Annotated in this window: 21 protein-coding genes; 5 read left to right on the top strand and 16 right to left on the bottom strand. The window is 47.9% G+C overall.

Annotation, left to right across the window (positions count from 1 at the left end; genetic code table 11):
- Positions 1–80: 80 nt before the first annotated feature.
- A complete protein-coding gene (gene rlmB, locus AC56AD_RS03420) occupies positions 81–827 on the bottom strand; it encodes a 23S rRNA (guanosine(2251)-2'-O)-methyltransferase RlmB (RefSeq protein ID WP_012507486.1) in 747 nt (248 codons plus the stop codon).
- A gap of 275 nt (positions 828–1,102) precedes the next feature.
- Between rlmB and nifJ the strand changes: the two genes are divergently transcribed.
- A complete protein-coding gene (nifJ, locus tag AC56AD_RS03415; RefSeq protein ID WP_041526411.1) occupies positions 1,103–4,660 on the top strand; it encodes a pyruvate:ferredoxin (flavodoxin) oxidoreductase in 3,558 nt (1,185 codons plus the stop codon).
- Between the two features lie 121 nt (positions 4,661–4,781).
- On the opposite strand, the gene AC56AD_RS03410 is transcribed toward nifJ, so the two are convergent.
- From AC56AD_RS03410 to AC56AD_RS03370, 9 genes are all read right to left on the bottom strand, one after another.
- Positions 4,782–6,515 carry a tetratricopeptide repeat protein gene (locus tag AC56AD_RS03410; RefSeq protein WP_012507484.1) on the bottom strand — a complete coding sequence of 578 codons (1,734 nt, stop codon included), beginning with the start codon at positions 6,513–6,515 and terminating at the stop codon, positions 4,782–4,784.
- Positions 6,496–7,530 carry a Holliday junction branch migration DNA helicase RuvB gene (gene ruvB, locus AC56AD_RS03405; RefSeq protein WP_012507483.1) on the bottom strand — a complete coding sequence of 345 codons (1,035 nt, stop codon included), beginning with the start codon at positions 7,528–7,530 and terminating at the stop codon, positions 6,496–6,498. Before ruvB ends, AC56AD_RS03410 begins: the two co-directional genes overlap by 20 nt.
- Positions 7,531–7,573: 43 nt before the next feature.
- Positions 7,574–8,539 carry an ABC transporter permease gene (locus tag AC56AD_RS03400; RefSeq protein ID WP_012507482.1) on the bottom strand — a complete coding sequence of 322 codons (966 nt, stop codon included), beginning with the start codon at positions 8,537–8,539 and terminating at the stop codon, positions 7,574–7,576.
- A gap of 6 nt (positions 8,540–8,545) precedes the next feature.
- A complete protein-coding gene (locus AC56AD_RS03395) occupies positions 8,546–10,348 on the bottom strand; it encodes a peptide-binding protein (RefSeq protein ID WP_012507481.1) in 1,803 nt (600 codons plus the stop codon).
- The gene (gene hprK / locus AC56AD_RS03390; protein WP_012507480.1) at positions 10,341–11,336 is read right to left on the bottom strand and encodes an HPr(Ser) kinase/phosphatase; all 996 of its coding nucleotides are present in this window, start codon (positions 11,334–11,336) and stop codon (positions 10,341–10,343) included. Before hprK ends, AC56AD_RS03395 begins: the two co-directional genes overlap by 8 nt.
- 91 nt (positions 11,337–11,427) lie before the next feature.
- Positions 11,428–11,748, bottom strand: a complete 321-nt coding sequence (gene hpf / locus AC56AD_RS03385; protein ID WP_012507479.1) for a ribosome hibernation-promoting factor, HPF/YfiA family — start codon at positions 11,746–11,748, stop codon at positions 11,428–11,430.
- A gap of 77 nt (positions 11,749–11,825) precedes the next feature.
- Complete coding sequence (locus AC56AD_RS03380; RefSeq protein ID WP_012507478.1) at positions 11,826–12,836, bottom strand: tyrosine-type recombinase/integrase; 1,011 nt, start codon at positions 12,834–12,836, stop codon at positions 11,826–11,828.
- On the bottom strand, positions 12,833–13,696 hold the full coding sequence (locus AC56AD_RS03375; protein WP_012507477.1) for a hypothetical protein: 864 nt from the start codon (positions 13,694–13,696) through the stop codon (positions 12,833–12,835). Before AC56AD_RS03375 ends, AC56AD_RS03380 begins: the two co-directional genes overlap by 4 nt.
- The gene (locus tag AC56AD_RS03370) at positions 13,693–14,403 is read right to left on the bottom strand and encodes a class I SAM-dependent methyltransferase (RefSeq protein WP_012507476.1); all 711 of its coding nucleotides are present in this window, start codon (positions 14,401–14,403) and stop codon (positions 13,693–13,695) included. Before AC56AD_RS03370 ends, AC56AD_RS03375 begins: the two co-directional genes overlap by 4 nt.
- 146 nt (positions 14,404–14,549) lie before the next feature.
- Here AC56AD_RS03370 and queF point away from each other — a divergent pair, with 146 nt between their 5' ends.
- Complete coding sequence (gene queF, locus AC56AD_RS03365) at positions 14,550–14,900, top strand: preQ(1) synthase (RefSeq protein WP_012507475.1); 351 nt, start codon at positions 14,550–14,552, stop codon at positions 14,898–14,900.
- A 75-nt stretch (positions 14,901–14,975) separates the two neighbouring features.
- On the opposite strand, the gene AC56AD_RS03360 is transcribed toward queF, so the two are convergent.
- The gene (locus tag AC56AD_RS03360; protein ID WP_012507474.1) at positions 14,976–15,617 is read right to left on the bottom strand and encodes a photosystem P840 reaction-center cytochrome c-551; all 642 of its coding nucleotides are present in this window, start codon (positions 15,615–15,617) and stop codon (positions 14,976–14,978) included.
- 251 nt (positions 15,618–15,868) lie between these two features.
- Between AC56AD_RS03360 and AC56AD_RS03355 the strand changes: the two genes are divergently transcribed.
- The 3 genes from AC56AD_RS03355 to AC56AD_RS03345 all read left to right on the top strand — a co-directional run bounded on the left by AC56AD_RS03355 (position 15,869) and on the right by AC56AD_RS03345 (position 19,512).
- Positions 15,869–18,637, top strand: coding sequence for a phosphoenolpyruvate carboxylase (locus AC56AD_RS03355; RefSeq protein ID WP_012507473.1), 2,769 nt, complete (start codon positions 15,869–15,871; stop codon positions 18,635–18,637).
- Positions 18,638–18,916: 279 nt separating this feature from the next.
- Positions 18,917–19,186: a type II toxin-antitoxin system Phd/YefM family antitoxin gene (locus AC56AD_RS03350; RefSeq protein ID WP_012507472.1), complete on the top strand. Its 270-nt coding sequence runs from the start codon at positions 18,917–18,919 to the stop codon at positions 19,184–19,186.
- Positions 19,186–19,512, top strand: a complete 327-nt coding sequence (locus AC56AD_RS03345) for a type II toxin-antitoxin system RelE/ParE family toxin (protein ID WP_012507471.1) — start codon at positions 19,186–19,188, stop codon at positions 19,510–19,512. The genes AC56AD_RS03350 and AC56AD_RS03345 overlap by 1 nt, the downstream gene beginning before the upstream one ends.
- A gap of 70 nt (positions 19,513–19,582) precedes the next feature.
- Here the strand turns inward: AC56AD_RS03345 and AC56AD_RS03340 are convergent, their stop codons facing one another.
- The 5 genes from AC56AD_RS03340 to AC56AD_RS03320 form a co-directional block, all read right to left on the bottom strand.
- Positions 19,583–19,834 carry a hypothetical protein gene (locus AC56AD_RS03340; protein WP_397233534.1) on the bottom strand — a complete coding sequence of 84 codons (252 nt, stop codon included), beginning with the start codon at positions 19,832–19,834 and terminating at the stop codon, positions 19,583–19,585.
- A gap of 454 nt (positions 19,835–20,288) precedes the next feature.
- Positions 20,289–21,218, bottom strand: coding sequence for an HNH endonuclease (locus tag AC56AD_RS03335; RefSeq protein ID WP_012507470.1), 930 nt, complete (start codon positions 21,216–21,218; stop codon positions 20,289–20,291).
- A 67-nt stretch (positions 21,219–21,285) separates the two neighbouring features.
- Positions 21,286–22,590, bottom strand: a complete 1,305-nt coding sequence (locus AC56AD_RS03330) for a DNA cytosine methyltransferase (RefSeq protein WP_012507469.1) — start codon at positions 22,588–22,590, stop codon at positions 21,286–21,288.
- 295 nt (positions 22,591–22,885) lie between these two features.
- Positions 22,886–24,178 (bottom strand): DNA-methyltransferase, encoded by a 1,293-nt coding sequence (locus AC56AD_RS03325; RefSeq protein WP_041526410.1) that lies wholly within the window; start codon positions 24,176–24,178, stop codon positions 22,886–22,888.
- A gap of 271 nt (positions 24,179–24,449) precedes the next feature.
- On the bottom strand, positions 24,450–25,514 hold the full coding sequence (locus AC56AD_RS03320) for an acyltransferase family protein (protein ID WP_012507467.1): 1,065 nt from the start codon (positions 25,512–25,514) through the stop codon (positions 24,450–24,452).
- Between the last annotated feature and the right edge of the window lie 144 nt (positions 25,515–25,658).

Here is a 25,658-nt window from a genome sequence, read left to right as displayed (position 1 = left end):
AAATAAGGGTTCGTCTTTGTGCAAGACAAGGTAATATTTTTTTGCAATCCCGTCAAATCAGCCGGTTAAAAGCGGTTCGCTCATGCAAGCCGCTGCCTCATGGCTTCGTAAAGCAGCACACCGGCCGTCACACTGACATTCAGGGATTCAACGCAGCCTGCCATGGGAATGCGGACAACATGATCGCAGAATTGCAGCGCTTCAGGTGCAATACCGCTCCCTTCCATACCAAGCACAATGGCTGTCGATTTTTTCATGTCGGCATCGGTATAATTGAGTTCTGCTTCCATATCAGCCGCAAGAACCTGAACATTGCATTGATGCAGAAGTTCAAGGGCACGCACAAGGCTTTTTACCTTGCAAATTCTCATATGAGAGAGCGCTCCGGCTGAGGCCTTGTGAACGACAGCATTAACAGGAGAGCCCTTTCCTTCAACAAGCACAACTGCATCGGCAGCCACAGCTTCAGCAGTTCTTATTATGGCTCCGATGTTGTGGGGATCATCAAGCCCCTGCAGTACCACAAGAAGCGGGAAGGTATTGCGGGGAGTTGCCAGCACCTCTTCAAGCGAGTAGTAGGTGACCGAACTGATAAGAGCACAAACTCCCTGGTGCTTTGTTGTGCCGGCAATAAGGGAAAGTTTTTCAAGCCGGGCTTTGCCGCTCACCAGCTTCAGCCGCCTTGCGGTAATAACAATTTCCTTCAGTTTTGGATGAGAGGTGTTAAACTGAAAATAGATCTTCTCAATACTTTCGGGCTTTTGCTGGAGAAGCTCAAGTACGGCATTCCTGCCATAGACAATGTTTTCGGAATGTTCCGCGTCCATAACACCTCATTTACTCTATAATTAAAAAAATAGCAAAGAACCGTGCAAACTTGTTCGGGGGATTGTTCCCCATCCGCCGGATTCACCATAAAACAAACAGAAATCTAATTAAATTTATCAAATTCATTTTTTTTTATATCTTTCTTTCCACCCAGAAGTGGGTTTTTTCTCTGTTTTTCTTGTCTTACGATTATAACGCTTGCAGTTCCTTCTCACTTTCCATATCGGTGATCTGCACATACCCTTATCAATACAAATTTCAAGTGACTGACAGTATGAGCCGGACTTATAAAACAATGGAGGGAAATGAAGCTTTGGCTCATATCTCTTTCCGCACCAGTGAAGTTATCTGTATCTATCCGATCACTCCAGCATCACCGATGGGGGAATATTCGGAGGCATGGGCAAGCGAAGGAAAAACCAACATCTGGGGAACTGTCCCCAAAATTGACGAGTTACAGAGTGAAGCTGGCGCTGCGGCAGCGGTTCACGGCTCCCTGCAGACCGGTGCGCTAACAACCACCTTTACTGCGTCACAGGGGCTCCTGCTGATGATTCCCAACATGTATAAAATAGCCGGTGAGCTCTCCTCGTGCGTCATTCACGTCTCGGCACGTTCGCTGGCCGCGCAGGCTCTCTCGATCTTTGGAGACCATGGCGACGTCATGTCAATTCGCGGAACAGGCTTTGCCATGCTTGCATCAGCTTCCGTTCAGGAGGTCATGGATATGGCGCTCATTACGGCTGCTGCAACCCTTGAATCAAGAATTCCATTCCTTCATTTCTTTGACGGATTCAGAACCTCTCATGAAATCTCAAAAATAGAGATCATTGCCGATGATATCATTAAAGAGATGATCAATGATGATCTCGTCATAGCACACAGAAACCGCCGCATGAGCCCTGATGCACCAATTATCAGGGGCACATCCCAGAATCCCGATGTCTATTTTCAGGGCAGAGAGACGGTCAACAGCTATTACAATGCGTGCGCCGAAATCACTGAAAAAGCGATGGCGAAATTCGGAGAGCTCACTGGTCGCCACTATAACCTCTATGAATACTACGGTGCAACTGATGCTGAACGCGTCATTGTCCTGATGGGTTCCGGAGTCGAAACCGCCAGGGAAACCGCTGAATATCTCAACAATCAGGGTGAAAAAGTCGGTGTCATCCACGCCCGTCTCTTCCGTCCCTTCGATATCGAACGTTTCATCAAGGCGTTTCCTGCCACGGTCAAGTCAATTTCTGTACTGGATCGGGTCAAGGAACCCGGAAGCGCTGGAGAGCCACTCTATCTTGACACCGTCAATGCACTGCTTGAAGGAGTACAGAATGGATTGATGAAAACCATTCCAGCCATTACCGGTGGTCGATATGGTCTCTCATCAAAGGAATTTACACCCGCAATGGTCAAGGCTGTCTTCGACAACATGGCTTCTGCAAAACCGAAAAACCACTTCACGGTCGGTATCAACGATGATGTAACTCATACCAGTCTTGATTATGACCGGAGCTTCCTGATCGAGCCTGACGAGATGTTCCGGGCGCTCTTCTACGGCCTTGGGTCAGATGGTACCGTCGGCGCGAATAAAAACAGCATTAAAATTATTGGTGAAAATACCGGGAACTATGCCCAGGGCTATTTCGTCTATGATTCAAAGAAAGCAGGTTCAATTACGACATCACATCTTCGCTTTGGCCCCAGGGAGATTCGTTCAACCTACCTGATCACCGAGGCCCAGTTCATTGGCTGTCACCACTGGATTTTCCTTGAAATGATTGACGTGGTCAAAAATCTCAAGAAAAATGGCACCCTGCTTCTGAATACCCACTACTCGGCCGAAGAGTTGTGGGAAAAGTTGCCGAAAATCGTTCAGGAACAACTGATCCGCAAAGAGGCAAAACTCTTTACCATTGATGCCTATAAAGTTGCACACGCAAGCGGGATGGGCCAGCGCATCAACACCATCATGCAGGCCTGCTTTTTTGCAATATCGGGTGTTCTGCCCCGCGAAGAGGCAATCGAGCAGATCAAGAATTCTATCAGAACAACCTATGGCAAAAAGGGTGACGATGTTGTCAACCAGAATATAAAGGCTGTTGATGAAACGCTCTCGAACCTGCATCAGGTTACCATTGGCTCCGTTGCCAACAGTACAAAAGAGCTTCGTCAGCCCATTGTCGGAGAGGCGCCTGATTTTGTCTGTAATGTTCTGGCGAAAATCATTACCGGCGAGGGTGACGACATTGCTGTCAGCGAGCTGCCTGTGGATGGCACCTACCCGACCGGAACTTCAAAATTTGAGAAACGCAACCTTGCCGATGAAATTCCTGTCTGGGAATCCGACATCTGTATTCAGTGCGCAAAATGTGCTATTGTATGTCCCCATGCTGCAATCCGCGCCAAGGTCTACGATCCGAAGTATCTCGATAATGCACCACGTACCTTTAAATCCACTGAAGCAAAGGGCGCGAACTGGGAAGGGATGAAATATACCATCCAGATCGCCCCGGAAGACTGTACGGGATGCGAAATCTGCATCCATGTCTGTCCTGGAAGGGATAAAAACAACCCTGGAAGAAAAGCGCTCAACATGCATGAGCAATCCTCACTTCGTGAAACCGAGGTTGACAACTGGAACTACTACCTTAATATTCCTGAATATGACAGGAACAAGATCAACACCCGACTGGTCAAGGAACAGCAACTTCAGGAGCCACTCTTCGAATTTTCAGGAGCCTGCTCTGGTTGCGGTGAGACCCCCTACGTCAAGCTGATGACCCAATTATTCGGTGACCGTCTGGTGGTTGGCAATGCAACAGGATGTTCATCAATTTACGGTGGAAACCTCCCCACTACCCCCTATACCAAAAATTCGGACGGTCGTGGCCCGACATGGTCCAACTCGCTCTTTGAAGATACCGCTGAATTTTCACTTGGTTTCAGGATCTCCATCGACAAGCAGCGGGAATATGCTCGTGAGCTTCTGCAGCGCCTCGCTTCACAAATTGGTGATACGCTGACGACAGAACTTCTTGAGGCCAGTGAAATCAATGAGCCTGAAATTTTTGAACAGAGAAAACGGGTTGCAATCCTCAAGGATAAACTCCGTCAGATGGATTCGTCTGATGCAAAGAACCTGCTCTCGGTAGCCGATATGCTTGTCAAAAAGAGTGTCTGGGCCGTCGGCGGCGATGGATGGGCCTATGATATTGGCTATGGCGGCGTAGATCACATAACGGCTGGTGACAAAAATGTCAACCTTCTGGTGCTTGATACCGAAGTCTACTCAAACACGGGAGGACAGGCGTCAAAAGCAACACCGAAGGCTGCGGTAGCGAAATTTGCAACCGCAGGAAGGGCGGTAACGAAAAAAGATCTTGGCCTGATTTCGATGAGTTACGGAAATGCCTATGTTGCATCAGTGGCCCTTGGAGCCAGGGATGAACAGACGCTGAAAGCGTTCATTGAAGCCGAAGCCTACAACGGGCCTTCAATCATAATCGCCTATTCGCACTGTATCGCCCACGGTATCAACATGTCTACCGCTCTTGAGAATCAGAAAGCTGCGGTTGATTCCGGCCACTGGATACTCTACCGCTACAATCCGGAACGTTTGCTTGAAGGAAAAAATCCGCTGATACTTGATTCGAAGAAGCCAAAGATACCGGTTGCCCAATTCCTTGATATGGAAAACCGCTTCCGGATGCTCAAAAAGAGCAATCCGGTACTTGCCAAAGAGTACTACGCAGCAATCCAGAAAGAGGTAGATGCTCGCTGGGCCCATTACGAATATCTTGCAGCACGCCCCTTTGATGAGCTTAAATAACAAGCTCCTGCCCTGAAATCAAGAGAAATGAAAAACGACGGTTCCATACCGTCGTTTTTCATTTCTGCTTATACCACAAACCCATTCCTGCGCTCAAAACGCACTCCCGGATCGGATAACACTACCTGGCTTTCAGGCGTGCAGCCTTTTTCTTCAGCTCAAGGGCTTTGTCAAGGTTTCCAAGTTTCTCATAAACCTGACTGAGATGATCTGCTATTTCAGCCTCAAGAGGATCCAGCCCAACTGCTTTTTCCAGAATCTCCCTTGCACGTTCATACTCTTCCAACCTGAACAGCACCCAGCCAAGCGTATCGTGATAACCAGCATTGGCCGGTTCAGCCTCAACCACCTTCAAAGCAAGCTCTTTGGCCCTCGGCAGCTCTCTTCCCGCCACAGCGAGAATATAAGCGAGGTTATTCATCATAAGAAGGTTATCAGGCTCCCGTTCAAGAATGCTCTTGTAGAGAAGAATACTTTTATCAGTAAAACCAAGAGTGTCATAGCAAAAGGCGAGCGTGCCAGATGCCTGGAGGTAGAGAGCTTTCTCCTTTTGCGCACCTTTCGTCAACAACACCTTTTCAAGCAAGAGTGCTGCCTTTTTGATCTTTCCTGTCTGAAAGAGCAGTTCACCCTCCTGTACCTGAAGCCTGAAAGTCAGAACAGGAAACCTTTTTTTAGCCTTGTAGAGTATCTCCCCTGCCTGCCGATACTCTTTCCTCATGAGATGGAGAGCAACAAGCTCCTCCAATATTTCGATACTGCCAGGCTCAAGAAGAAGAGCCTTCCTGTAATCGATCACCGCAGCCGCCACATCCCGCTTTTGTAACCGAGCCATGCCACGAAGCGCATAAATCTGACCATTGCCGGGATGGCGTCGGTTCATTTCGCCAATCATGACGAACGCAGGATCAACAAAGGAACTCTCTCTTGACGCACGGACAAGAAAAAGTTTCGCAAGCTCTATCTTTTTCTGAAGATTTACGTTATTGGTATTGTAAAACCGGTTGAGATCTTCAAGGAAAGCGGTATGGTTTGCGGACTGGACAGAGACCTCGAACAACGCCAGCCATGCCGAAACGGAACCGGGATTCGACTTGAGAAGCTCCCTGAATGTCCTGGAGGCAAGGCCATACTGACGGGTCTGCAGATAAAGCTCCCCAAGGGTAAGATGCAACTTCTCTTTGCTGTCGCTTTGCCCAATAAGCTCCTTCACGGTAGCTATCGCTTCCTGGTAGTGTGTGAGCTTTATTTCCACAAAGAGCATTTGCACCAGAGCATCCTCATTCTTTGGATCCCGTGCCAAAATTTCCTGAAAAACAGCGAGGGATTTTTCAGGTTGATCGACTGCAAGATACTCCAGAGCAAGGCTTGTAAGTGGTTCCGTGCTGCCCGGATCAAGAACGGCGAGTTGCCGATAGAGTTCGGCTGCGCGACCGTAATCATGCATCTGATGAGAGAGAAAGGCAAGAAAAGCTGTATAGTACTTGTTGCGAGGATTGAGCAAAACACTTTTTTCACTGTACAGACGGGCAGAATCGGGAACTCCAAGAGCGACCCATGCTTTCGAGAGTGCATAATGGATCGCAGCATTTGAGGGTTGATCGTGAAGCAGCTTCCGGTAACGCTCGACTGCCTCACGATAGTCCCCTTTTGCACTTTTCAGTGACGCAGCAACGAACTCTCTTTTTGAAGCTTCAACAACAGAATCCGGCACGGTACTGCCAGAAAGCACAGGTTTGGAGGATGCACAGCCCGAAAAGAGAAGAACAGAGGAAATTGCCGCCATATGCAGAAAAGAGCTGACGCTCACCCGGAGAGGTCGGGCTACCAATAACTCAGGAAGTCGGCTGCGCATCAAACAAAGAAATTTCATCTCTTTCAGAAGCAGTTGAAAAACGGATAAGCGCCTGCCGGGTAGCAACCCGGCCTCGTGTTGTTCTTGTCAGATAACCTGCCTGGATAAGATAGGGCTCATAAACCTCTTCGATAGTATCCTGCTCCTCCCCTACCGAGACCGCAAGAGAAGCTATACCAACCGGTCCTCCATTAAATTTATTGACAATGGTCTCCATGATTTTTTTATCCATATCATCAAGACCCTCCTCATCAATTTCAAGACAGTCAAGAGTCTTCATGGCTATAGAGCGGCTTATAAACGATTCGCCATCCACCTGTGCAAAATCACGTGCACGGCGGAGCAACCGATTGGCTATACGGGGAGTGCCCCGTGAACGTCCGGCAATTTCTGATGCGGCTTCAGCATCAATGCCAATACCAAGAATGGTCGAAGCTCTTCTGATAATTCCTTCCAGAAGTTCCGGAGCATAGTAGTCGAAACGGCTGTTAATACCAAATCGTGCCCTGAGGGGCGAGGTCAGAAGACCGGAACGTGTCGTGGCTCCAACAAGGGTAAAGGGCTCAATACGTAACTGTACCGCCCTTGCAGAGGGTCCACTGTCGAGCATGATATCAATGCGAAAATCTTCCATTGCTGAGTACAGATACTCCTCAACCGTCGGTGGCATCCGATGAATTTCATCAATAAAGAGCACATCCCCCTTCTGCAGCCCGGTCAGTAGCCCCGCAAGATTTCCCGCCTTGTCGAGCAGAGGACCCGACGTTGACTTGATGCTGCTCCCCATTTCAGAAGCAATAATGTAAGCAAGCGTCGTTTTGCCAAGCCCTGGAGGGCCAGACAACAAAACATGGTCCAACGCTTCGCCCCGCATTTTTGCCGCAGAAATAAAAACTCTCAAATTATCGGTAAGCCGTTGCTGACCAGCAAAAGCATCCATACGGAGTGGACGTATCTGCTCCTCAATCCGTGTTTCACTGGCATCAGGAGGTGTATTGAGCAGCTCTATTCTCAAAGAGAAAATATTAGAGGTTGAACGGTCATAGGAATCAATGCCCTCAAAGCTTTATCCGTGGGTCTGCAACGGCATACAAGACATCGGCAATCAGATTACCCAGTACAATCAGAGAACCGGAAATAAAGGTATTGGCGATAATGAGTGGATAATCCCTTGCAAAAATTGCCTCTACCGTAACGCGACCCATACCCGGAAAAGCAAAGATAACCTCAATAAACAAGGCTCCGCTGAAAATAAAGGGGAGCGAACTCCCTACAAGAGTAATCACCGGCAGAAGGGCATTGCGAAGGGCATGCTTGAAAATAACAACCTTCTCCGGTAACCCTTTGGCCCTTGCGGTGCGGATATAGTCCTGCCGGATAACTTCAAGCATACTACCCCTGACATAACGGGCAATACCGGCAGCCCCATTGATGCTGAGCACCGTAACCGGAAGCACAAGATGCCATAACCGGTCGAGCACAAAACCAACCGGGCCGTACCCCTCCGCACCAATTTCGTTCAGACCCGACGCTGGAAAAAAGGGAAACTTCAGGGCAAAAAGAATAATCATCATCAAGGCAAACCAGAACTCCGGCATCGAATAAAAAAAGAGGGCCGTCACGGTCAGAAAACGATCGAGAAAGCTGTTCTGGCGCACTGCAGAGATAATCCCGATAAGGATACCGAAGGTAAAATTTGCAATAAGGGTCAAACCCGCAATGGTCACGGTTATCGGTAACGCATCGGCAATAACATCAAAAACCGGCTGCTGGGCACGGCTGAAACTGCGCCCGAAATCACCCTGCAGAACGTTGGCAAGCCATTTGACATACTGTACCGGCACGGGATCGTTGAGACCATACTGTGCCCTGATCTGTTCGGCAACGTTCGGACTGATCCCCGGCTGAATGAAAAAGGCAGCAGGATCACCAGGCGCAAGCCGAATGATAAAGAAGGTCAGGGTCAGTACCCCAAAAATGAGCGGTATGGCAATCAAAAGCCGCTTAAGAATATAAATCAGCATAAGACCCTATAGTGCAACATTGGCTGAAGGACGCAGCCTCCAGTCGTCAATATTATAAAAAGCACCTGAAATATTGAGCTCTTCCCCCTCAATCCTCTTGCTGAAGCCCTGCGTCTCCTTGATCCAGTAGAGAAAGGTGATCGGCTGATCACGATGTATAATCTCCTGATATTCAAGCCAGTACGCTCTTGCCCCCGTGGGTTCCATCTTCTGCTTGGCAAGCTCACAGAGCTCGTCTATCCTCGGATTGCGGTAACCGGTAAAATTAAAACGGCTCTTGTTAAGATCGGAACCCCAGACATCAAGAGGATCAATCTCCAGACCAATGGACCATCCAGCCATCCATGCATCAAGCTTTCTCTCCTGGAGACTTTCAAAAAAGACATTGGATTCCTGAACCTCAAGCTTGCAGTCGATACCGATTGAGCGCAGATTCTGCTGAATAATAACACTTGCATAGTTCCTTCTCGCATTACCGGCATTGGTATAGAGCACGAAACTGAACCTTCTGCCCTGTTTCTGCAAAATACCATCCGGCCCAGGCGTCCAGCCCTCAGCCTTCAGCAGGGCTGAAGCACGTGCAGGATCGAAGGCATGCGGCGCAACCCGTTCATTATAGGCCCATTTCAGTGATGGTGAAATATCGGTGTTACAAATTACCCCATATTGCTTGAGATAGCCGTCAATGATCGCTTCGCGGTCAATGGCTTGCGTCAGGGCAAGCCGAACACGCGCCGAACCGAACAGGGGGTGAGGCATGACCCTGCCACTTTTGTGATACTCATTCTGGTCGATATTTGACCAGCCAACATAATCATAGACCCTCAGACCAATCGTTTTGACATCAATCTGCCTATTGGCCTTCAGAAGAGCCGTAAAATCTTCCGGTTTGATATTTTCAACAACATCCACCGCACCGGTCTGAAGCTGCGCCAGCCTGACCGTATAATCGGGCACAACCCTGAAGGTAATCAGCGGAATGGTTCCGGGTTTCGGGAGATTCGAGCTCCGGCTTGATGCGAGTACAATTTCCTGCTGCTGCTTCCAGCTCTTCAGTTTATAGGGGCCTGCCCCAAGCGGTTCGAGATTAAGCGGTGAGTGACGGAATTCGTCAGGCTTGACATTTTTCCACTGATGAGCCGGAAGGGGCGTCAATGATGTATGGTAAAGTGCCAGATGTTCCGGAACAGGCTTGTAAAACCTGAAGACAAGGGTGGTATCGTCAGGAGTCTCAATGGCTTTGTCGAAATCAACCTTTCCCTTGTCGGCACCAACCAACTCAGCCAGGTACTGCTGACGGGCGCTGGCGATCACCGGATTGCCATACAACTGGTAGGAAAACTTGAAATCCCCTGAAACAACAGGCTTGCCGTCATTCCAGAAAGCATCATTTCTGAGAATGTAGGTAATGGATTTCTGATCCGCCGACATCTGCCAGCTCTTTGCAATGGCCCCTTTCGGTGTTTTTTTCCCCTGACCGGGCATTACTTCCCGCAGTTTTTTTTCAAGAGCCATATAGTTCAAAAGCCCGGTCGAGGTGTCAAACTCACTCTGCAAGAGAGATGGATAGATAAGTCCAATAATATTGCCTGAAGTAACGGTGCTGCCAAGCACGGGGTTAAGATAATCGGCATCACCAAGCATGGCAATAACAAGTGTGGAATCCATTGCCCCACCTCTTGTTCCAGCCTCACCGGAACTTCCGTTGTGGCGGTTGCAGGAAGAGAGAAAAAGCACAAACGCAGCAAGCAACAGGCCGCATCCAAGCCTGCAGGTCGCGAAAATCCTCTTTGTACCTTGTTTACTCATAACTATCCTCCTCTCCCTTCTCACGGTTGATCACATCGTTTATCCTGTCGGTCAGCGCTTCGGCTGCAACATAATTTGAATACCGTTTCAACAGGAAATTGAGTGCAACCACCTCGATAATAACGGTAATGTTTTTCCCTGGAAATATGGGTAACTCAACCAGCGGAACATCAACGCCGAGAATCTTTCTTGATTTAATGTCCAGACCAAGACGTTCATAGACGATCTCCTTGTTCCATTCGAGCAGTTCAACAACTACCTGCACCTCCTTGACATCACGAATTGCCCGGATACCGAAGTTCGCCCTCACATCAACAACACCAAGACCACGGATCTCCATAAAATGGTCAATGATATTGTTTCGTTTGGCATTGAGCACCATCGACTCCCCTTTGCGGTGAATAACAACAACATCATCGGCCACAAGACCATGACCCCGTTCAACAAGATCAAGCGCAATCTCTGATTTTCCGAGACCACTCTTGCCGGTCAACAGCACCCCGACGCCATAAACATCAACCATTGAACCATGATACTGCTGATAAAGCGAAAACTGGTCATCAAGAAAACCCGTCACAATATAGATGGTTTTCGTAGAGGAGCATCGGGTGACGTAGACAGGAATATCGGCATTGGTTGCCATATCAAGAAGATTCTGGGGCAGTTTGTTATTACTGGTCAGAATAATGCATGGCATTTTGAATCGCACAAGGTTGGCAAAGACCCGATTCCTCTCCTCCTCCTCAAGATGATTTAAAAACCTTGTCTCCGTATTCCCTAAAATCTGCACCCTTTTGTAGGTAAACAGATTGGTAAAACCCGCCAGAGCAAGCCCCGGCCGATGAAGATCACGCTCAAAAATCCGCCGCTTCTGTTCGTCAACTTCGTTCAGACGCCGAAATTTGATATCGTTTTTTTTACCGATGGTATTAAAAAAATAGGCGACCGTAATGGATCGCTTTTTTAATCCTTTTTGATCCAAATTCATCTCTTCTGACAATAGAAGGGTTAGTAAACTCAAGTGAAGAGTGCGAAGCTTTTCTTTAAGGCTACCCCGCACCCTTCTGGGAGCCTCGCTGTTATTGCATTTTTTCCTTGTACTTCAGAAGCTGACGACTCAAGGCATCGACACAAGTGTCGATAGCAAGTTCATAGGCGGTACAGGCCTCTTTTGCAACCAGGACATTCTGCGGCACATGCACCGTTATCTCAGCAAGCTTGTTCTTTTCAAAATCATTTTTCTGATGGTCCAGAATAATATGACAACTGATGATACCCGGATAAATTCTCGTAAGAGCCTGCACGGCATTGCGGGCATACTCTTCTATATCGTTGTGATTATTTGAATGACGAAGGGTAACAGTAACAGTAACCGGATCCGTAACAACAGCTTTTGTCATAATAAACTCCTTTTGATAATAAGATGAACATCACGAAGGAACACGACTTCGGCTAATACACTATCCGAAGCCCAAGTTTATGCGTTGGGATGCGCCTTCCGGTAAACCTCCTTCAGGCGCTCAAAGGTAACATGCGTGTAGATTTCAGTTGTTGACAGATTGCTGTGTCCAAGCATGTCACTGACACTATTGAGATCTGCCCCGCTATTGAGCAAATGAGTGGCAAACGTGTGACGCAAGAGATGTGGATTTTTCTTTTTCTGGTCAGTAACCGACGTGAGGTACTTCCTGGTCAATCTCTGCACAAGCATAGGATAAAGCTTTTTGCCACTCTTGGTTACAAAGACGTGGAGCAACTCGCCCGCATCCCCCGTCCTCTTCATTCTAAAGAAGTTTCTCCGGACTTCAAAATATTTTTTAAGCGCATCAACAGCCTGCTGCCCAACAGGGACAATTCTCTGCTTCCTCCCCTTTCCGGTCAATTTGACATATCCTCTCTCAAGATCAAGCTCTCCAACCTTTAATCCAATCAATTCCGAAATTCGGAGCCCACTCGAATAGAGCAACTCAAGAATACTGCGATCACGTTCGCAAATAAAAGATTCATCAAGTTCATTTTTTTCAGGCTTGCGAAATCCTTGCGCACTCTGCGGAAGAAGCTCGTTAAAAAACTTTTCTGTCTGCTGCTCTGTTAAAAAACCGGGAACACGCTTCGGATACTGAGGCGTGGCAAGAGCAGAAAAAAGAGAGTTCCTGATATGTCCACTCTCCTGCAGATAGCGATAAAAGCTTTTAACTGAAGCAAGTTTTCTTGCAATGGATCGCTGCCGAACGCCACGTTCAATCAATGCCGCCATAAAAAGCCGCACCTCAACCGTCGTTACCTGCTCCGGATCAAAAAGGCTCAAATCGGCAAGCCCAAGATGCTGTGCAAGAAAGGAAAAAAACTGGAACAGATCGGTTCTGTAGGCAATAACCGTGTTGGGCGACAAATTTTTTAGCGTGCTCAGCTTTTCAAGAAAGTCAGCGACCGGTAGCGTTGATCCCCGAAACAGGGTGGATGAGGGGGTGAATGATGAGTCCTTCATGAGAGAGCTACACAAAGCAATTCCTCTCTTCCCTTGAGATAGTACAATTTATCACTCCTGATCAAAAAGTTGTTCAAGCCTGGTTTTTCGACACCCTCTTCCAGTGTGTCGGCATAGACAAGAGCATCATTTTTCCAGACCCGCAGAGAAGAGTTCCATAAAGCAGGCAACCTGGCCGGTTCATGCAACGCGGCAACAGTCAACGCACCTTGAACAATACATTCGCAACGGGTTGTTTCGGCGATACCAGCTCTCTGCAATGCGTTACGCTCTGCCGTCATACCATCCATCACAAACTCCGGCAAGGTGACCTGCTGACGCACCTCTTCCTGCACAGCCTTTCCCCTGAGGGCATTAACCTCAAGGCCATCAGCTCCAGGCAGACGGATATCGACACCGGTAAACGGGTCAATGAGCCTAAAATGACGCTCGGGAAAGCCCGCAAACACTGAAGCGTGATAGACAAGAAACTCATCTTCAAGATTGGCGACAAAAACAAGATCAGGACGCGACCACACCACCATCCCACTCCTGAAATCAATGGCCCATATACCCTGATGCTCCGGACTGTTCAGTTGACCGGCAGAGCAGTAAACAAGATTCCCGATCGTTGTTTCGAGGAGTGTAAGCCCCCCTTCTATAGCAGAAGAGGAGTGGTGATGCTCAAAAAAGAGATAGTCATCGCGGATAACCATCCCGCTCAGCGTATCAATACAGAAAAAGAGCGCCTGCCGACTGCCGGAAAAGCGCTTTTGCCCGACAAGGTCACCTGCCGGAGTAAACATAAGTTGCCAGACAAGCGCTCCCTGGCCAGCATGATAGCGCCAGCAAACAGAAAACTTCTCCTCCATGTGTATCATCTATCGGTTGATTGCCGTTGCATTTTATAAATATTCACCGCAACTGTTTTTGAGCCTCCACTGTACTTCCTCTGAAATGGGGTTATCAGGAAATTATTTTCAGCAGCCAGCTCAAGAAACTGCTCAGCGAGCCTTCTTCGCGGATCGGCAAGATAAGCAACGCCATCGGGTTTAAGCAGTTTATCAATCGCCGTGACAATGGGAAGCAGGTTCACCCGCTCATAAAGCACGTCGGCAGCAAAAAGAAGATCAAAGCGCTCACTGCACTGCACAAGCCTCCAGTCGAGCCTCTCACTTTCAAGCTTCACCCTGTTTTTCAAGGCATTATAACGGACAAACCGAAGCGCTTCAAGCGAGTAGTCTGTAGCCAGAACACTGGCGCCTTTCCAGGCTGCAACAACCGAAGCCATACCGACACCGGCTCCGATTTCAATCACGCGCAATCCTTCAAGCGGAAGCTCATCGGCAATAAATGAGGAGAGTGTTATTGCTGATGGCCATATTTCCGCCCAATAAGGCATCTGCTCATCCTTGACAAACTCTTCAGGTGAAATCCGGTCAAGAAGTGCATAACTGTCGAGAACACTCAGAAAACGGAATGGCTGCTCACCAAAGATATAGCTGGTTTCAGCAAGATCATACTCCGCTGCCAACGTATCGTAGAGCCGTTGCAGTTCCAAACCCTCGCCATCTCTGGATATTCCCATAATTGCAATGCTATTTACTTCGAGAAAAAACAAAAAAGCAAACTTCAACTTACCGAAAAATCGCCCCGGATTTTTATTTTGCAGCGAAATGAGCGCTTGCAGCGAACACAACCTGAAAAATAAATCCCAAAAAAAACAATAACCGAATGAAAAAAGATCTTCTTGAACTCTTCGATAACAGCTTCCCCGACAGAGACTACACCATTGAAATCGTCAATGCGGAATTTACCTCCGTCTGCCCCAAAACCGGACTTCCTGATTTCGGAACCATTACCATCCGCTACGTGCCCGATAAAAGCTGCATTGAACTGAAATCGCTGAAATACTATTTTCTTGAGTTCCGCAACGCAGGCATTTTCTACGAAAATATCACCAACAGGATCCTTGACGATCTTGTTACCCTGCTTCAGCCAAGATCGCTCAGCGTGATAACCGAATGGAGAGCAAGAGGCGGAATAACCGAAACCGTGAGCGTCAACTACAGTCAAACACTCTGAAAAGGCGCATCATAAAAAAGCCCCAGAGCAGCACTCTGAGGCTTTTTTATAAAGAGAAAAGAAACGCGGTTGCTCTCAGAGCTTTTCGTTCATATACATCATAATGATTCTGGAATCCTCATCCGTCATTTTCGATGTCGGATAAGCCTGCATACGTTTGACAATGATATCAATCTTACCAGTCTTCTTGTACTTGGTTCTGAAGACATCCATTGTGGACTCCTGCGTGTGACAGGCATTACACTTATCATTCCAGAGAGCCTTTGCCGCATCGAAGTCGAAACCGGCAGGAGCAACAGGAACGTTTGCCGACAAGACAGGCTTTGAGAGATAGGCTGTCAACTCATCAACGGAACGGATATACTTGCCATCAAGCGTAACGGTACGGCCCGTGGTAGACATCAGGATACCTGACGGACGAAACCAGAGCGAAGCAAACATCACCGCAACAATGGCAATGATACTGAGAGGAAAACTTAAAAACCACTTTGAACTGATTCTCGCCGACATCTTGCCAAGTCCCATGATGATAAGCGAGGAACAGAAAATCAGCAAAAACCACCCTGCAAAGGAACTTAACGGAGTCAGCGCCTCGGAAAGATTTGCTGCCGGTAACGTATACCCGGTTAAAAATGACAACCCGAAAAACAAAGCCCCCATTAAGACAGCCCCGCCTGCGGCTAAAGCAACAAGCTTACCATTTGATTTGTTGTCCATAACTGGTAATGAGTTAGGTGTTAGTGGCTTACCCAGAAAATTATAGGTCAAGATAAGCATAAATAGTAAAGACGACAAACAGAAAGCGTAAAAAGCTTGCGATCAGCAACAGTAATCTTCTGAGTAACCAAAAAAGCAGATCACTGACGGGAAAAATGCTCCCTTCAAAAAACAGGTACCTCATTTGTAACTCAGGTGATTTTTTCGAATACTGAAGAAAGCTGTTTCACAAAAAGAATTATCGTTGTCTTATGATCACCACAACCAGCAGTGTCATCGATTTCGAAAAAGCGGAACGCGACTTTCTTTTTCTCCTCCTCTGTTTTCAGGAGGTACTGCGCGACCTTGGAGAAGATGAACTTGCAGAGCACCTTCCCTCGGAAAACAGGAGTATCCCTCTTGAACGCTATCCCAACAGTGAACGCGCCCTTCAGGCGTTTTCCATTTTTTTTCAACTTCTCAATATGGCTGAAGAGAACTCGGCGGCCCAGAACCGACGCATGCTCGAAGCTGAACAGGGGTTGGCGCACCTCACCGGGCTCTGGGGGAGAACCCTGCTGCGCTTCAGAGAGCGTGGAATCACAGAAAAGGAGATCGGTAACCTGCTGCCGGAGGTCTCCATCGACGCCGTTCTGACCGCACATCCAACCGAAGCAAAACGAAAAACCGTTCTTGAACAGCACCGTCAGCTCTACCTGCTTCTGGTACAGCGGGAAAACCAGATGTGGACACCACTGGAAAAACTCGACATCCGCAATGAGATCAAGGTGGTCATAGAACGGCTTTGGAGAACCGGAGAGATCCTTTTCGAAAAGCCCGAGGTATCGGATGAGAGACGGAATGTTATTCACTACCTCCACAATATCTTTCCTGAAGTCTTGCCGATGCTCGACAAACGCCTCCTGCAGGCATGGCGGGATACCGGATTTCATACAGCCAGCCTTTCTGATCCGCGCAACCTCCCCCGCCTCAGCTTCGGCAGTTGGGTAGGAGGCGACCGTGATGGCCATCCGCTCGTCACTGCCGAAGTGACCGAAGAGACCCTTGGCGATATGCGCCAGAACGCTTTGGCACTTGTTCTGCGCCATCTCAGGCAACTCGCATCAAAATTAAGTTTCAGCGAAAGACTCCAGCCACCGGGCAAAGAGCTTCTCCTTCGCATCGAAACGCTCTGTCAAAAACTGGGTGATAAAAGTATTGCGGCCATGCAGCGAAACCGCCACGAGCCATGGCGCCAGTTCCTCAACCTGATGATTGCCTCACTTCCGCTTGAAGCTGACAGATCGGGAGCCCTGCATATCGCCGTTGAATCAGATCGATATGGCAGTTCGGATGAGCTCCTTGAAGATCTTTCGCTGCTGCGTCAGTCACTGCTCGACGTCGGAGCGCAGCACATCGCCGACACGGAGGTCGTACCGGTCTACCGGATTGTGCAGACCTTCGGCTTCCATCTTGGCAAACTTGATATCCGTCAGAACAGCCACTTTCACGATCTTGCACTCTCCCAGCTCATGACAGCCTCGGGCCTGAACGGCAACGATTTTCTGGAATGGGATGAGCCAGCAAGAAGAGCCTTCCTTGACCGGGAACTCCAGTCACCCCGTCCCTTTACCCATCCCGACATGAGCGTCGGTGCTGAAGCCGAAACCCTGCTTGCCTGCTACAAGGTCTTGCTCAACCACTGTAAAATGTACGGCACCGACGGAATCGGCTCCCTCATTGTCAGCATGACCCGAAATGCCTCTGACCTGCTTGTCATCTATCTCTTTGCCCGCGAAGTTGGACTGATGACCCCATTCGGAGATGGAGATGCCTGCATCCTCCCCGTTGTCCCGCTCTTTGAAACCATTGAAGATCTTCAAAAAAGCCCGGCGATACTCCAGGAATTCCTTCATCACCCTGTGACACAACGGAGTCTTCAATACCAGAAAACAAAAGCCGGAAAAACAAAAGCGGTTCAAAAGGTGATGATCGGATACAGCGACAGCAACAAAGATGGAGGGATTTTTGCAAGCACATGGGCGCTCTACCGGGCCCAGGAAGCACTGCTTGAAGCCGCCGAAAAAAGCAATACCGATATTCTGTTTTTTCATGGTCGAGGCGGCAGCATCAGCCGGGGCGCAGGCCCGACACACCGCTTTATCAAGGCGCAACCCCACGGCTCATTCCATGCCGGCATCTGCTTTACCGAACAGGGTGAGACCATTGCGCAGAAATATGCCAACCGCATCAGCGCTGTCTATAATCTCGAACTCTTCATGGCCGGAGTTGCCAGCGCCATGATCAGGCAGCGAAAAAACGAAAAAAGAGCACACCCGCTCGAAGCGGTCATGGATATGCTCTCCGAAAAAAGCAACCAGGCCTACCGAAAACTGATCGAGGCTGAAGGTTTTCTTGCCTTTTTCCGTGAAGCAACCCCTATTGATATTATTGAATCATCAAGAATAGGATCACGCCCCTCCAGACGAAGCGGCCAGACAAGCCTCAAAGACCTGCGGGCCATTCCCTGGGTCTTCAGTTGGAACCAGGCCCGATTTTCCCTCTCGGGATGGTATGGCGTAGGCTCTGCACTTGAGCATTTGCACACCACAAACCCGGATACCTTCGATGAAATCCGCGTTCGCAGCCACGCCTGGCCGCCGCTCCGCTATATCATCAGCAATGCCGACACGAGTATGGCATCAGCCGACTTGCAGATCATGCACCAGTACGCCGAACTGGTTGGCGACAGCACCATCCGGGAGCACATCCTCGGCATGATTGAGGCCGAATACCACCGGACAAAAAAATACATCGAGCTGCTCTTCGCCGAGCCTCTTGAAATCCAGCGCATGAATGTCAACAAATTCATCGCCCCCCGTCGTGAAGGACTGGAAATACTGCACCGGCAACAGATCAAGCTCCTCAAAGAGTGGCGCAAACTCAAGGAGAGTGACCGAGCGGAAGAGGCGGAGAGCATCCTGCACGAACTTTTCCTGACCATCAACGCTATATCGGGAGGGTTGAGAACTACGGGATAACCTGGGTGCTTCCGGGAGTGCCGATCTCCAACTTGGCAGAGAGAATAATCTACCAAGCTGGAGGCTATCCTTTTTTCAGCTCCTTGATGCATCTTTCGATGGCAGGTATGTAGATGATCTTTACCTTCGCCTTTTGCTTCCCACAAATCACATAGGACAAAACAAAGCGCTTCCTTCAGAAGGCGCTGCATTCGAGTATCATTGCTATCCGGATAGGAGAGAATCTGAATTTAGCCTATATTCGGTCTTGAGGCACAATATTTATGAACAGGAGAAACAATGAAACTATCAGAAAGGGTACGCCCGATATCATACCTTAAGTCACATGCTGCCGAAATTGTAAGGGACTTTGAAGAAAACCGGAGCCCGCTGATTGTCACGCAGAATGGGGAAGCGAAGATTGTCGTCATGGACATCCGTACTTACGAAGAACAGATTGAAACCATGGCTTTTCTGAAGCTTATCAACCTTGGCAAAAAAGATATTTCCGAGGGGAATTTTCAAAGTGTTGAGGATTTTTTTGCTGATATGGAGAAGGAGGAGGGATAGTGGCGCACTCTGTATTTATTCCTGATTGCGCGAAAGATGATTATCGTGAAATTCGAAAATACGTTAACCGCAAGTTTGGCAAGGCTGTACGGGACTCTTCAGATCAACAGTACAAAGAGATTCTGAAAGATATCGGCGAGTTCCCTTATGCTGGTTTTGTTCCAGAAGAAGCGGTTAAACTTGGGTTGCAAGGAATTCGCGAAAGGCTGGTTGGACAAACCAGAGTCATCTATGAGATTGGAGTGCGGGATGTTTATGTCCACATGTTCGTATCGACTCGTCGGGATTTCATGACAATGCTCACTGACAGATTGCTTAAAGACTAATCATAACAGTGCGGGACGCCTGTACCGTGTTCAGCAAGCGAAATAACTGCAGGAATAGAGGATAACTGATTTATAACAACTGACACTGACCAAGCCTCTTGATTTCAGCCTTGATCTCATCAACAACATCCTTGTTGTATATCTCCTTTTTCTCCCCACTTTTGTACGAGTAAATGTAGAACACCTTACCACCGAATTTCTCGGCAAACTGTCGGTGCGTTTTTTCCTGTATGGATTTCTCCTTGAAAATTTCAGGAAGCTGTACCGTTCCGCCTCCAAACGTGATCGGCTTGATCTGGAGCCCAACAAATTGCTCCCCCACCCTGATAAAAAAATCGACATTGAACAGCCGATCCCACTCATCAGGAACTGGCAGGCAGGCCAGACGGCAGCAAGGTCAAGAGGAAGAAAATCAGTGAGACCGAAAATTTCAAAGGATGACCTGAAAGTGTAGATGGCCCAGAAAATGAGCAAGAACATGAATATCAGTATCGGAGAGATCTGCTCTACGCTGAAGATTTGTCGCCCATGTTAGGGGCTTGGTGTATACCGTAATACCGTTTATTTTGTCTTCAAAAAGCAACCCATCATACAGAGAACTTGCACATGAAGCCATCTACACTGAATCGCAACAACATAGCACCAGAAGTCGCAGATCTGATTACTCGTCTGGTTTCCTTAATACCATGGCCAGCATGACGCCGAGCTATGGGAGATGTAGTACTGACGATATTAAACGATAAGCCTCGGGTAACTGAAGATGAATTTAGCTGTTATTATCTGGTATGTTCCTTGTCATGACAGATGTTGCACAGGGTAACAAGATTCTCTTTTGTGTTTTCTCCTCCCTCAACATGCTGTTTGATATGATGCGCTTCAAGATGTCGGGGATCTGACTGGTTCCACATCTCTTGATGCCATCCGCATTGCTGACACCTGTAATCATCACGCTGGAGCACTTCACGACGTATAGCATCAGGAATCACCCTGTCATGTTCCGGAGCCTGTCTGGCGCTGGCGAGAATGTAAGAGCCGACAGGGATATCTGGCATTCCAGTGGTTTTGGTCATCACCTGCCACCCAAACTCGGTTCGCAATTCTCGTACACGCCGCGCCCATTCAGTCTTATTTCCAGCAACATAACGTAACTCTTCGGCGTTTATTGCTTTGCCAACATTGCGCAACAAATATTCGAGGATGCGATCTCGAACACTTGTATTCTTACGCCGAATTTCGTTGGCCAGGTTCCAGCGAAAAGCATCGTCACGATCCTGATGCTCGTCTGCAAGAATATAGTCGTCGGGCCCTAACCTGGAGGCATCAATACCGGGGAGGATGAATTCACCTTCTTTGGCCATCTCTTTGGCCGTACCGCCACTGATGATTTTCCAGCCAAACTCAACCCGTAACTCCCTCAGACGTCTTGCCCACTCACTTATCCCTGCAACAATCATCAACTCTTCCCCTTTTATAACGACACGGGGATAGTTGCAAAAATAATACAGGATACGATCTCGTGCTGCTGAGGCATCCTCTTTCGGGATAAGAGAGCTGCCCATATCCCGCAACTGATTGTGAGCTGGCAACAACGCCAATACTTTTGAGCGCAAGTCGCCATCCCGCAACTCATGTTCAAAGTTTATCAGCAACGCGACAAGTTGTTGACGCAAACTTTCAGGGTCGTTGAGCGTTCTTCGTTTTGCCATAAAAAGTTCTGTAATACCCGCTGAAAAAAGTGCTGCCGATTTTGATCCGTTCAACCAACTGCTCACTCTACACAAAAAGCCCTTGAGGCGAACGTGCTTCCTGAGCTTTTATTTTTTTGTAGAGCCCTTCTGCTTCACCTGAAACGGGCTCTCTTGAGTGGTGTGATGAAATTGTTTCCTGTTTTGACAAAAGCAGGGCATAAACACAATCTGCTACTCGGGCTGCAAGCTGGCAGGGAACGGCGTTACCAATCTGCTTTGCGATTTCCACTTTCGATCCAGTAAATTTGAATTCATCCGGAAATGACTGAAAGCGGGCAGCCTCCCGGTGTGTAATCGGCCTGTCCTGCACGGGATGCAAGTATCGCCCCTTTTCCGGCTTATAAAACTCCGTGCGAATGGTTACTGATGGCTTGTTCCACCATAACCTCCCGAAAAGATCCGTGCCTCCGCTCTTCTTCCGCATCCAGCAATCCGGCGTCAGCTCTGGTGCTATTCTCTTGAGATCAACGCGGTTCATCCCCTCTTCGGGTATTGAGCGGTATCGTTCCAAACTTTTTGCTGTCGGTGTACGACCGAAATGTAGGTCTAATGGTGGCGCTTCCGGACGAACAATTGTGCCTTGTGGCGCTGGCAGGTCGCCTATGGCATCTTTAACCGTTCGAAATGGCTGAGCATCAGCGATGTATGGAATTGAGCTTTCAACAAATCTCTGCCGGTACCCCTTATGCGGAAAGTGTGTCTTTTTGGGAGGGAACACTGCCTGGGGATCTGCAAATTTGCACCCGACAATAAACGCACGCCACCGAATTTGTGGTACACCGTAATCGGCTGCGCAGAGTTTGGCACTGACCAGCTTAAAGCCCATTGCGTTCGCCATAGCGTAGATTTCCCTGCATTCCAGGCTACTTAACAGCTCGGGAACATTCTCCATAACGAAAACGTCAGCACCGGAAAGCCTGACAACATCCATGAACGGTATCCAAAGCTGCTTCCGTGCGTCTCCCTCCTTGTTTTTATTTAAAAGGCTGAATCCCTGGCAAGGAGGGCCTCCAATAACGACATCAGCTTTGGGGATGATTGTTGTGGGGTTATCAAGAATATCAACAATGTCTCCAACCCTGCAATGATGCCCAAAATTGGCATTATAGCTCTCTGCCGCACAAGAGTTAAAGTCATTCGCCCAAACTGGCGTGAAGTGATGGCCAAAGAAGTGGGAAAACCCGGCAGACAAACCACCTGCACCGGCAAAAAGATCAATAACCCGAAGCGACAGCTTATCGTTTAATCTCCCTGCCAGTCGATCATGATACACTTGCTCATCACTTATGACGACTGGAAGTTCTGTGCCTTTATTATGATTGATGTGCACGCTTCGTGATCTGCTCTCTGAATGAAACTGATAGCCGATTTCACAGCATTTGGAATGCCGAAAACCAGCAGGATTATTTTACCGTTCAGAATAGATAAATAAAAAAACAGTGCGCTCAAGCATTTTTTCTTCTGACTCCAGTTCGTCGGGCTAAATCCGGGTCATCGGAACCGAAGCCAACAAACGCCAGAGGTTTCGTCCATGCTCGCTCCGTTGTGCAAGATGCTGACTCTGCTCGGCAATCGGACTGATAGAATGAACAAGTAGCGCTAACATTTTGAACTTGTCACGCCCTTCAACCCTGAACAAGCTCACCCATATTCAGAAACTTCACTTGTTGCTTGTACTCATAGCTACAGTCAATCCCGACCAACCCGCTTTTGATCAGATGCGCATTGACAAAGGTCTTGTTCTCCAGATAGAGGTAGCAAAGCAGGACGTTTTCATTGTCGTACTTCAATTTATCATACTTCAGGAAGATACGCTTTCCCTTGATTTTTTCGTTCAGATAGCCAATCGCTTTATCGTGCGAGAAGGGTTCGCTTTTGATCCCGATCAATTTTATCGTCAAACCGTTGGATAACCTTACTTTTTCGGGGCTGAGTATCTCCTTGACCGTGAAGAACTCTTCGCGCTCTGCCTGGCTCTCCTTCTCAATCCTGGAACCAAAGGTAAGCTTTCGGGGGTCAGTTTTCTTGTCGAGCTTGTGGGGATCTCTGAACTGATAAGGCAACTGCTCAATGGCTGCGGCAAAATCACCCTTAACGGTATCATGCAGAAACTCGTATTCCGTGCCCATAAAGTCAGGTTGCTTTGTGTTCAGCTTCTGCCGGGCAATCTCGATAAATTCCGGATTGATTTCGTACCCAACCGAGTTTCGTTCAAGATTCTTTGCGGCAAGTGAAGTTGTGCCGCTGCCCATGAAGGGATCAAGCACCGTATCACCACGGAAAGCGAACATTTTGATGAGCCGGTGCGGAAGCTCTTCGGGGAACATGGCAAGGTGACCCTCCTGTTTTGCTCCGGCAAAGTTCCAGTGGCCTGAGAAGTAGGTGTTCCACTCCTCGGTGGTCATGGCTGAACGCTCTTTCTGCTCTTTGGTGGGCTTTGGAGCATCGCCCTGTTTTTTGAAGATGAGAATGAACTCATAATCAATCTTGAGAATGCCGTTCCGTGGATAGGGAAAGCTCCCCATGATTGATGCGCCACCGGTGGTGTTGGTTGTGGTGACCTTCTGCCAGATCACCGCGCCCATGTAGTCGAAGCCGATGGTCTCGCAGAACTTGATAATCTCCGTCCGGATGGGAATGACCTTGTAGCGGCCATAGTAGACCGAGCGGGCAAACTGGTCGCCGATGTTGATGCAGAGACGGCAACCGGGGTGCAGCACCCTCTCACATTCGTTCCAGACAAGGTTCAGGTTGTTAATGTAGCTCTCGTAACTCTCGTGAAAGCCGATCTGGTTATCCGTTCCGTAGTCCTTGAGCTGCCAGTAGGGTGGAGAGGTGACAACGAGGTGCACTGACCTGCCGGGCAGGAGGTTCATCTCTCGGCTGTCGCCATGAACAATTTTATGATGTGTTTTCAATGTGACCTGTTACTTTAATGTTGCCAGCAGAATAATTGCAGAGTTCCTCTTCCAACCGGATAATTCCACAATGCCTTCAACGAAAGCTTTCCTCACGCCTGATGAATTGGCTTACTGTTTTAAAAAAAGAGCCCCCATGCTATCAGGGAAACGACATGAAGGTTACGGTTGAAGCCAACGTTGCAAGCGGCATTCCCTCGTTTACGATTGTGAAATTGACGAACAATGCCGTCAGGGAAAGCTCGCGCTTGATGGCTTGCTCAGAAAAATACTATCTCTGGTTATTTTTTATGCTCCCCCTCTTGATTTTTTCTCTTAATGGTACATCGATGAAGGAAAAGGTTAGTGCCGAAAAGAGAATGAGCATGACAAGAGAGAAATAAAACTGCATGAGCGCATCATTGATTCGAAAATATTTGAACAACTCATCTATCCACATATAAACCGGCACCTGCAAGATATAAATACTGTAGCTGATATCTCCCAGATAACAAAAAAACTTCTTTCTGAAGAGTGAGGAAATCACCCCCTGATTGAATGAAAGCAAGAGAATAAACGGTATAAAAAGCAAGGCAAGGAGTCCATTATGATAAATCAATCCCAAAGGATATTTCAGAGCAGCAACAATCAATACAAAAACCACTATCACGGCTATATCATAATTCCCTGACTTTTTTTTGTATTTACGAAAAAAAAGAGCTGCAAGATTACCTATTAAAAACTGGTTGAGATGCATAAAGGGAAAATAGTAGGCAAACTCATAACTTTTTGATGGATAGCCCTGATAAAAACTTGATGAAACGATTGCGTAGAGGGCATATTGGCTGATAATCCAGAAGAGGAGAATTGGCAGGGCAAGTGACTTGATATCCCTCTTTTTATAGAGAGCGTTAAACAAAAAGGGATAAATTGCATAAAAAAAGAACTCGACGGCCAATGACCAGCCTGGAAAGTTCAGCGTCAATGCTTTGCCGGGAAACCATGCCTGGATAACCAGGAGGTTCATGCCAAGTCCGATAGTATCTATTGTCCGGTTTTTCTCCACGAAATAGAGAAACACTAAAAGAAGGGCTATGAAGTATACGGGATAAATTCGAAAGAATCGGGCTTTATAATAGCCAAAAAGATTAAGTTCCGGTTTGTCGATGTAAGCAACAACCATCACAAAACCTGACAGAAGAAAAAAATAACTCACACCAACGTTTGCCTCTTTGAACAAAAAAGAGATCAGTTCATTATTAAAGGGAGTGGTATTGAGTCCAAAATGAAAAACAACCACGGCAATTGCAGCGATAAACCTTGTAAAGGTAATTTGGTCAATTCTTGTATTGGACATAGATAATTATTCAGGGATTACTATCAACGTCGTCTTCAGCATGACGGTGTCACAGTGGTTATAAACACAAATTATCATCCTGTAATGTACACACTCCGCTTCTCATTATCTGATATTCCTGACGCTCAAGAGCTCTGACGAACA

This window comes from Pelodictyon clathratiforme (genome assembly GCF_982375515.1).
This window is presented reverse-complemented; position numbering and strand designations above follow the sequence as displayed.

Bases quoted from the DNA above. Each gene is read 5' to 3' on its own strand.
- rlmB (WP_012507486.1), bottom strand. From the start codon at position 827: ATGGACGCGGAACATTCCGAAAACATTGTCTATGGCAGGAATGCCGTA.
- nifJ (WP_041526411.1), top strand. From the start codon at position 1,103: ATGAGCCGGACTTATAAAACAATGGAGGGAAATGAAGCTTTGGCTCAT.
- AC56AD_RS03410 (WP_012507484.1), bottom strand. From the start codon at position 6,515: ATGCGCAGCCGACTTCCTGAGTTATTGGTAGCCCGACCTCTCCGGGTG.
- AC56AD_RS03400 (WP_012507482.1), bottom strand. From the start codon at position 8,539: ATGCTGATTTATATTCTTAAGCGGCTTTTGATTGCCATACCGCTCATT.
- AC56AD_RS03395 (WP_012507481.1), bottom strand. From the start codon at position 10,348: ATGAGTAAACAAGGTACAAAGAGGATTTTCGCGACCTGCAGGCTTGGA.
- hprK (WP_012507480.1), bottom strand. From the start codon at position 11,336: ATGAATTTGGATCAAAAAGGATTAAAAAAGCGATCCATTACGGTCGCC.
- hpf (WP_012507479.1), bottom strand. From the start codon at position 11,748: ATGACAAAAGCTGTTGTTACGGATCCGGTTACTGTTACTGTTACCCTT.
- AC56AD_RS03380 (WP_012507478.1), bottom strand. From the start codon at position 12,836: ATGAAGGACTCATCATTCACCCCCTCATCCACCCTGTTTCGGGGATCA.
- AC56AD_RS03375 (WP_012507477.1), bottom strand. From the start codon at position 13,696: ATGATACACATGGAGGAGAAGTTTTCTGTTTGCTGGCGCTATCATGCT.
- AC56AD_RS03370 (WP_012507476.1), bottom strand. From the start codon at position 14,403: ATGGGAATATCCAGAGATGGCGAGGGTTTGGAACTGCAACGGCTCTAC.
- queF (WP_012507475.1), top strand. From the start codon at position 14,550: ATGAAAAAAGATCTTCTTGAACTCTTCGATAACAGCTTCCCCGACAGA.
- AC56AD_RS03360 (WP_012507474.1), bottom strand. From the start codon at position 15,617: ATGGACAACAAATCAAATGGTAAGCTTGTTGCTTTAGCCGCAGGCGGG.
- AC56AD_RS03355 (WP_012507473.1), top strand. From the start codon at position 15,869: ATGATCACCACAACCAGCAGTGTCATCGATTTCGAAAAAGCGGAACGC.
- AC56AD_RS03350 (WP_012507472.1), top strand. From the start codon at position 18,917: ATGAAACTATCAGAAAGGGTACGCCCGATATCATACCTTAAGTCACAT.
- AC56AD_RS03335 (WP_012507470.1), bottom strand. From the start codon at position 21,218: ATGGCAAAACGAAGAACGCTCAACGACCCTGAAAGTTTGCGTCAACAA.
- AC56AD_RS03320 (WP_012507467.1), bottom strand. From the start codon at position 25,514: ATGTCCAATACAAGAATTGACCAAATTACCTTTACAAGGTTTATCGCT.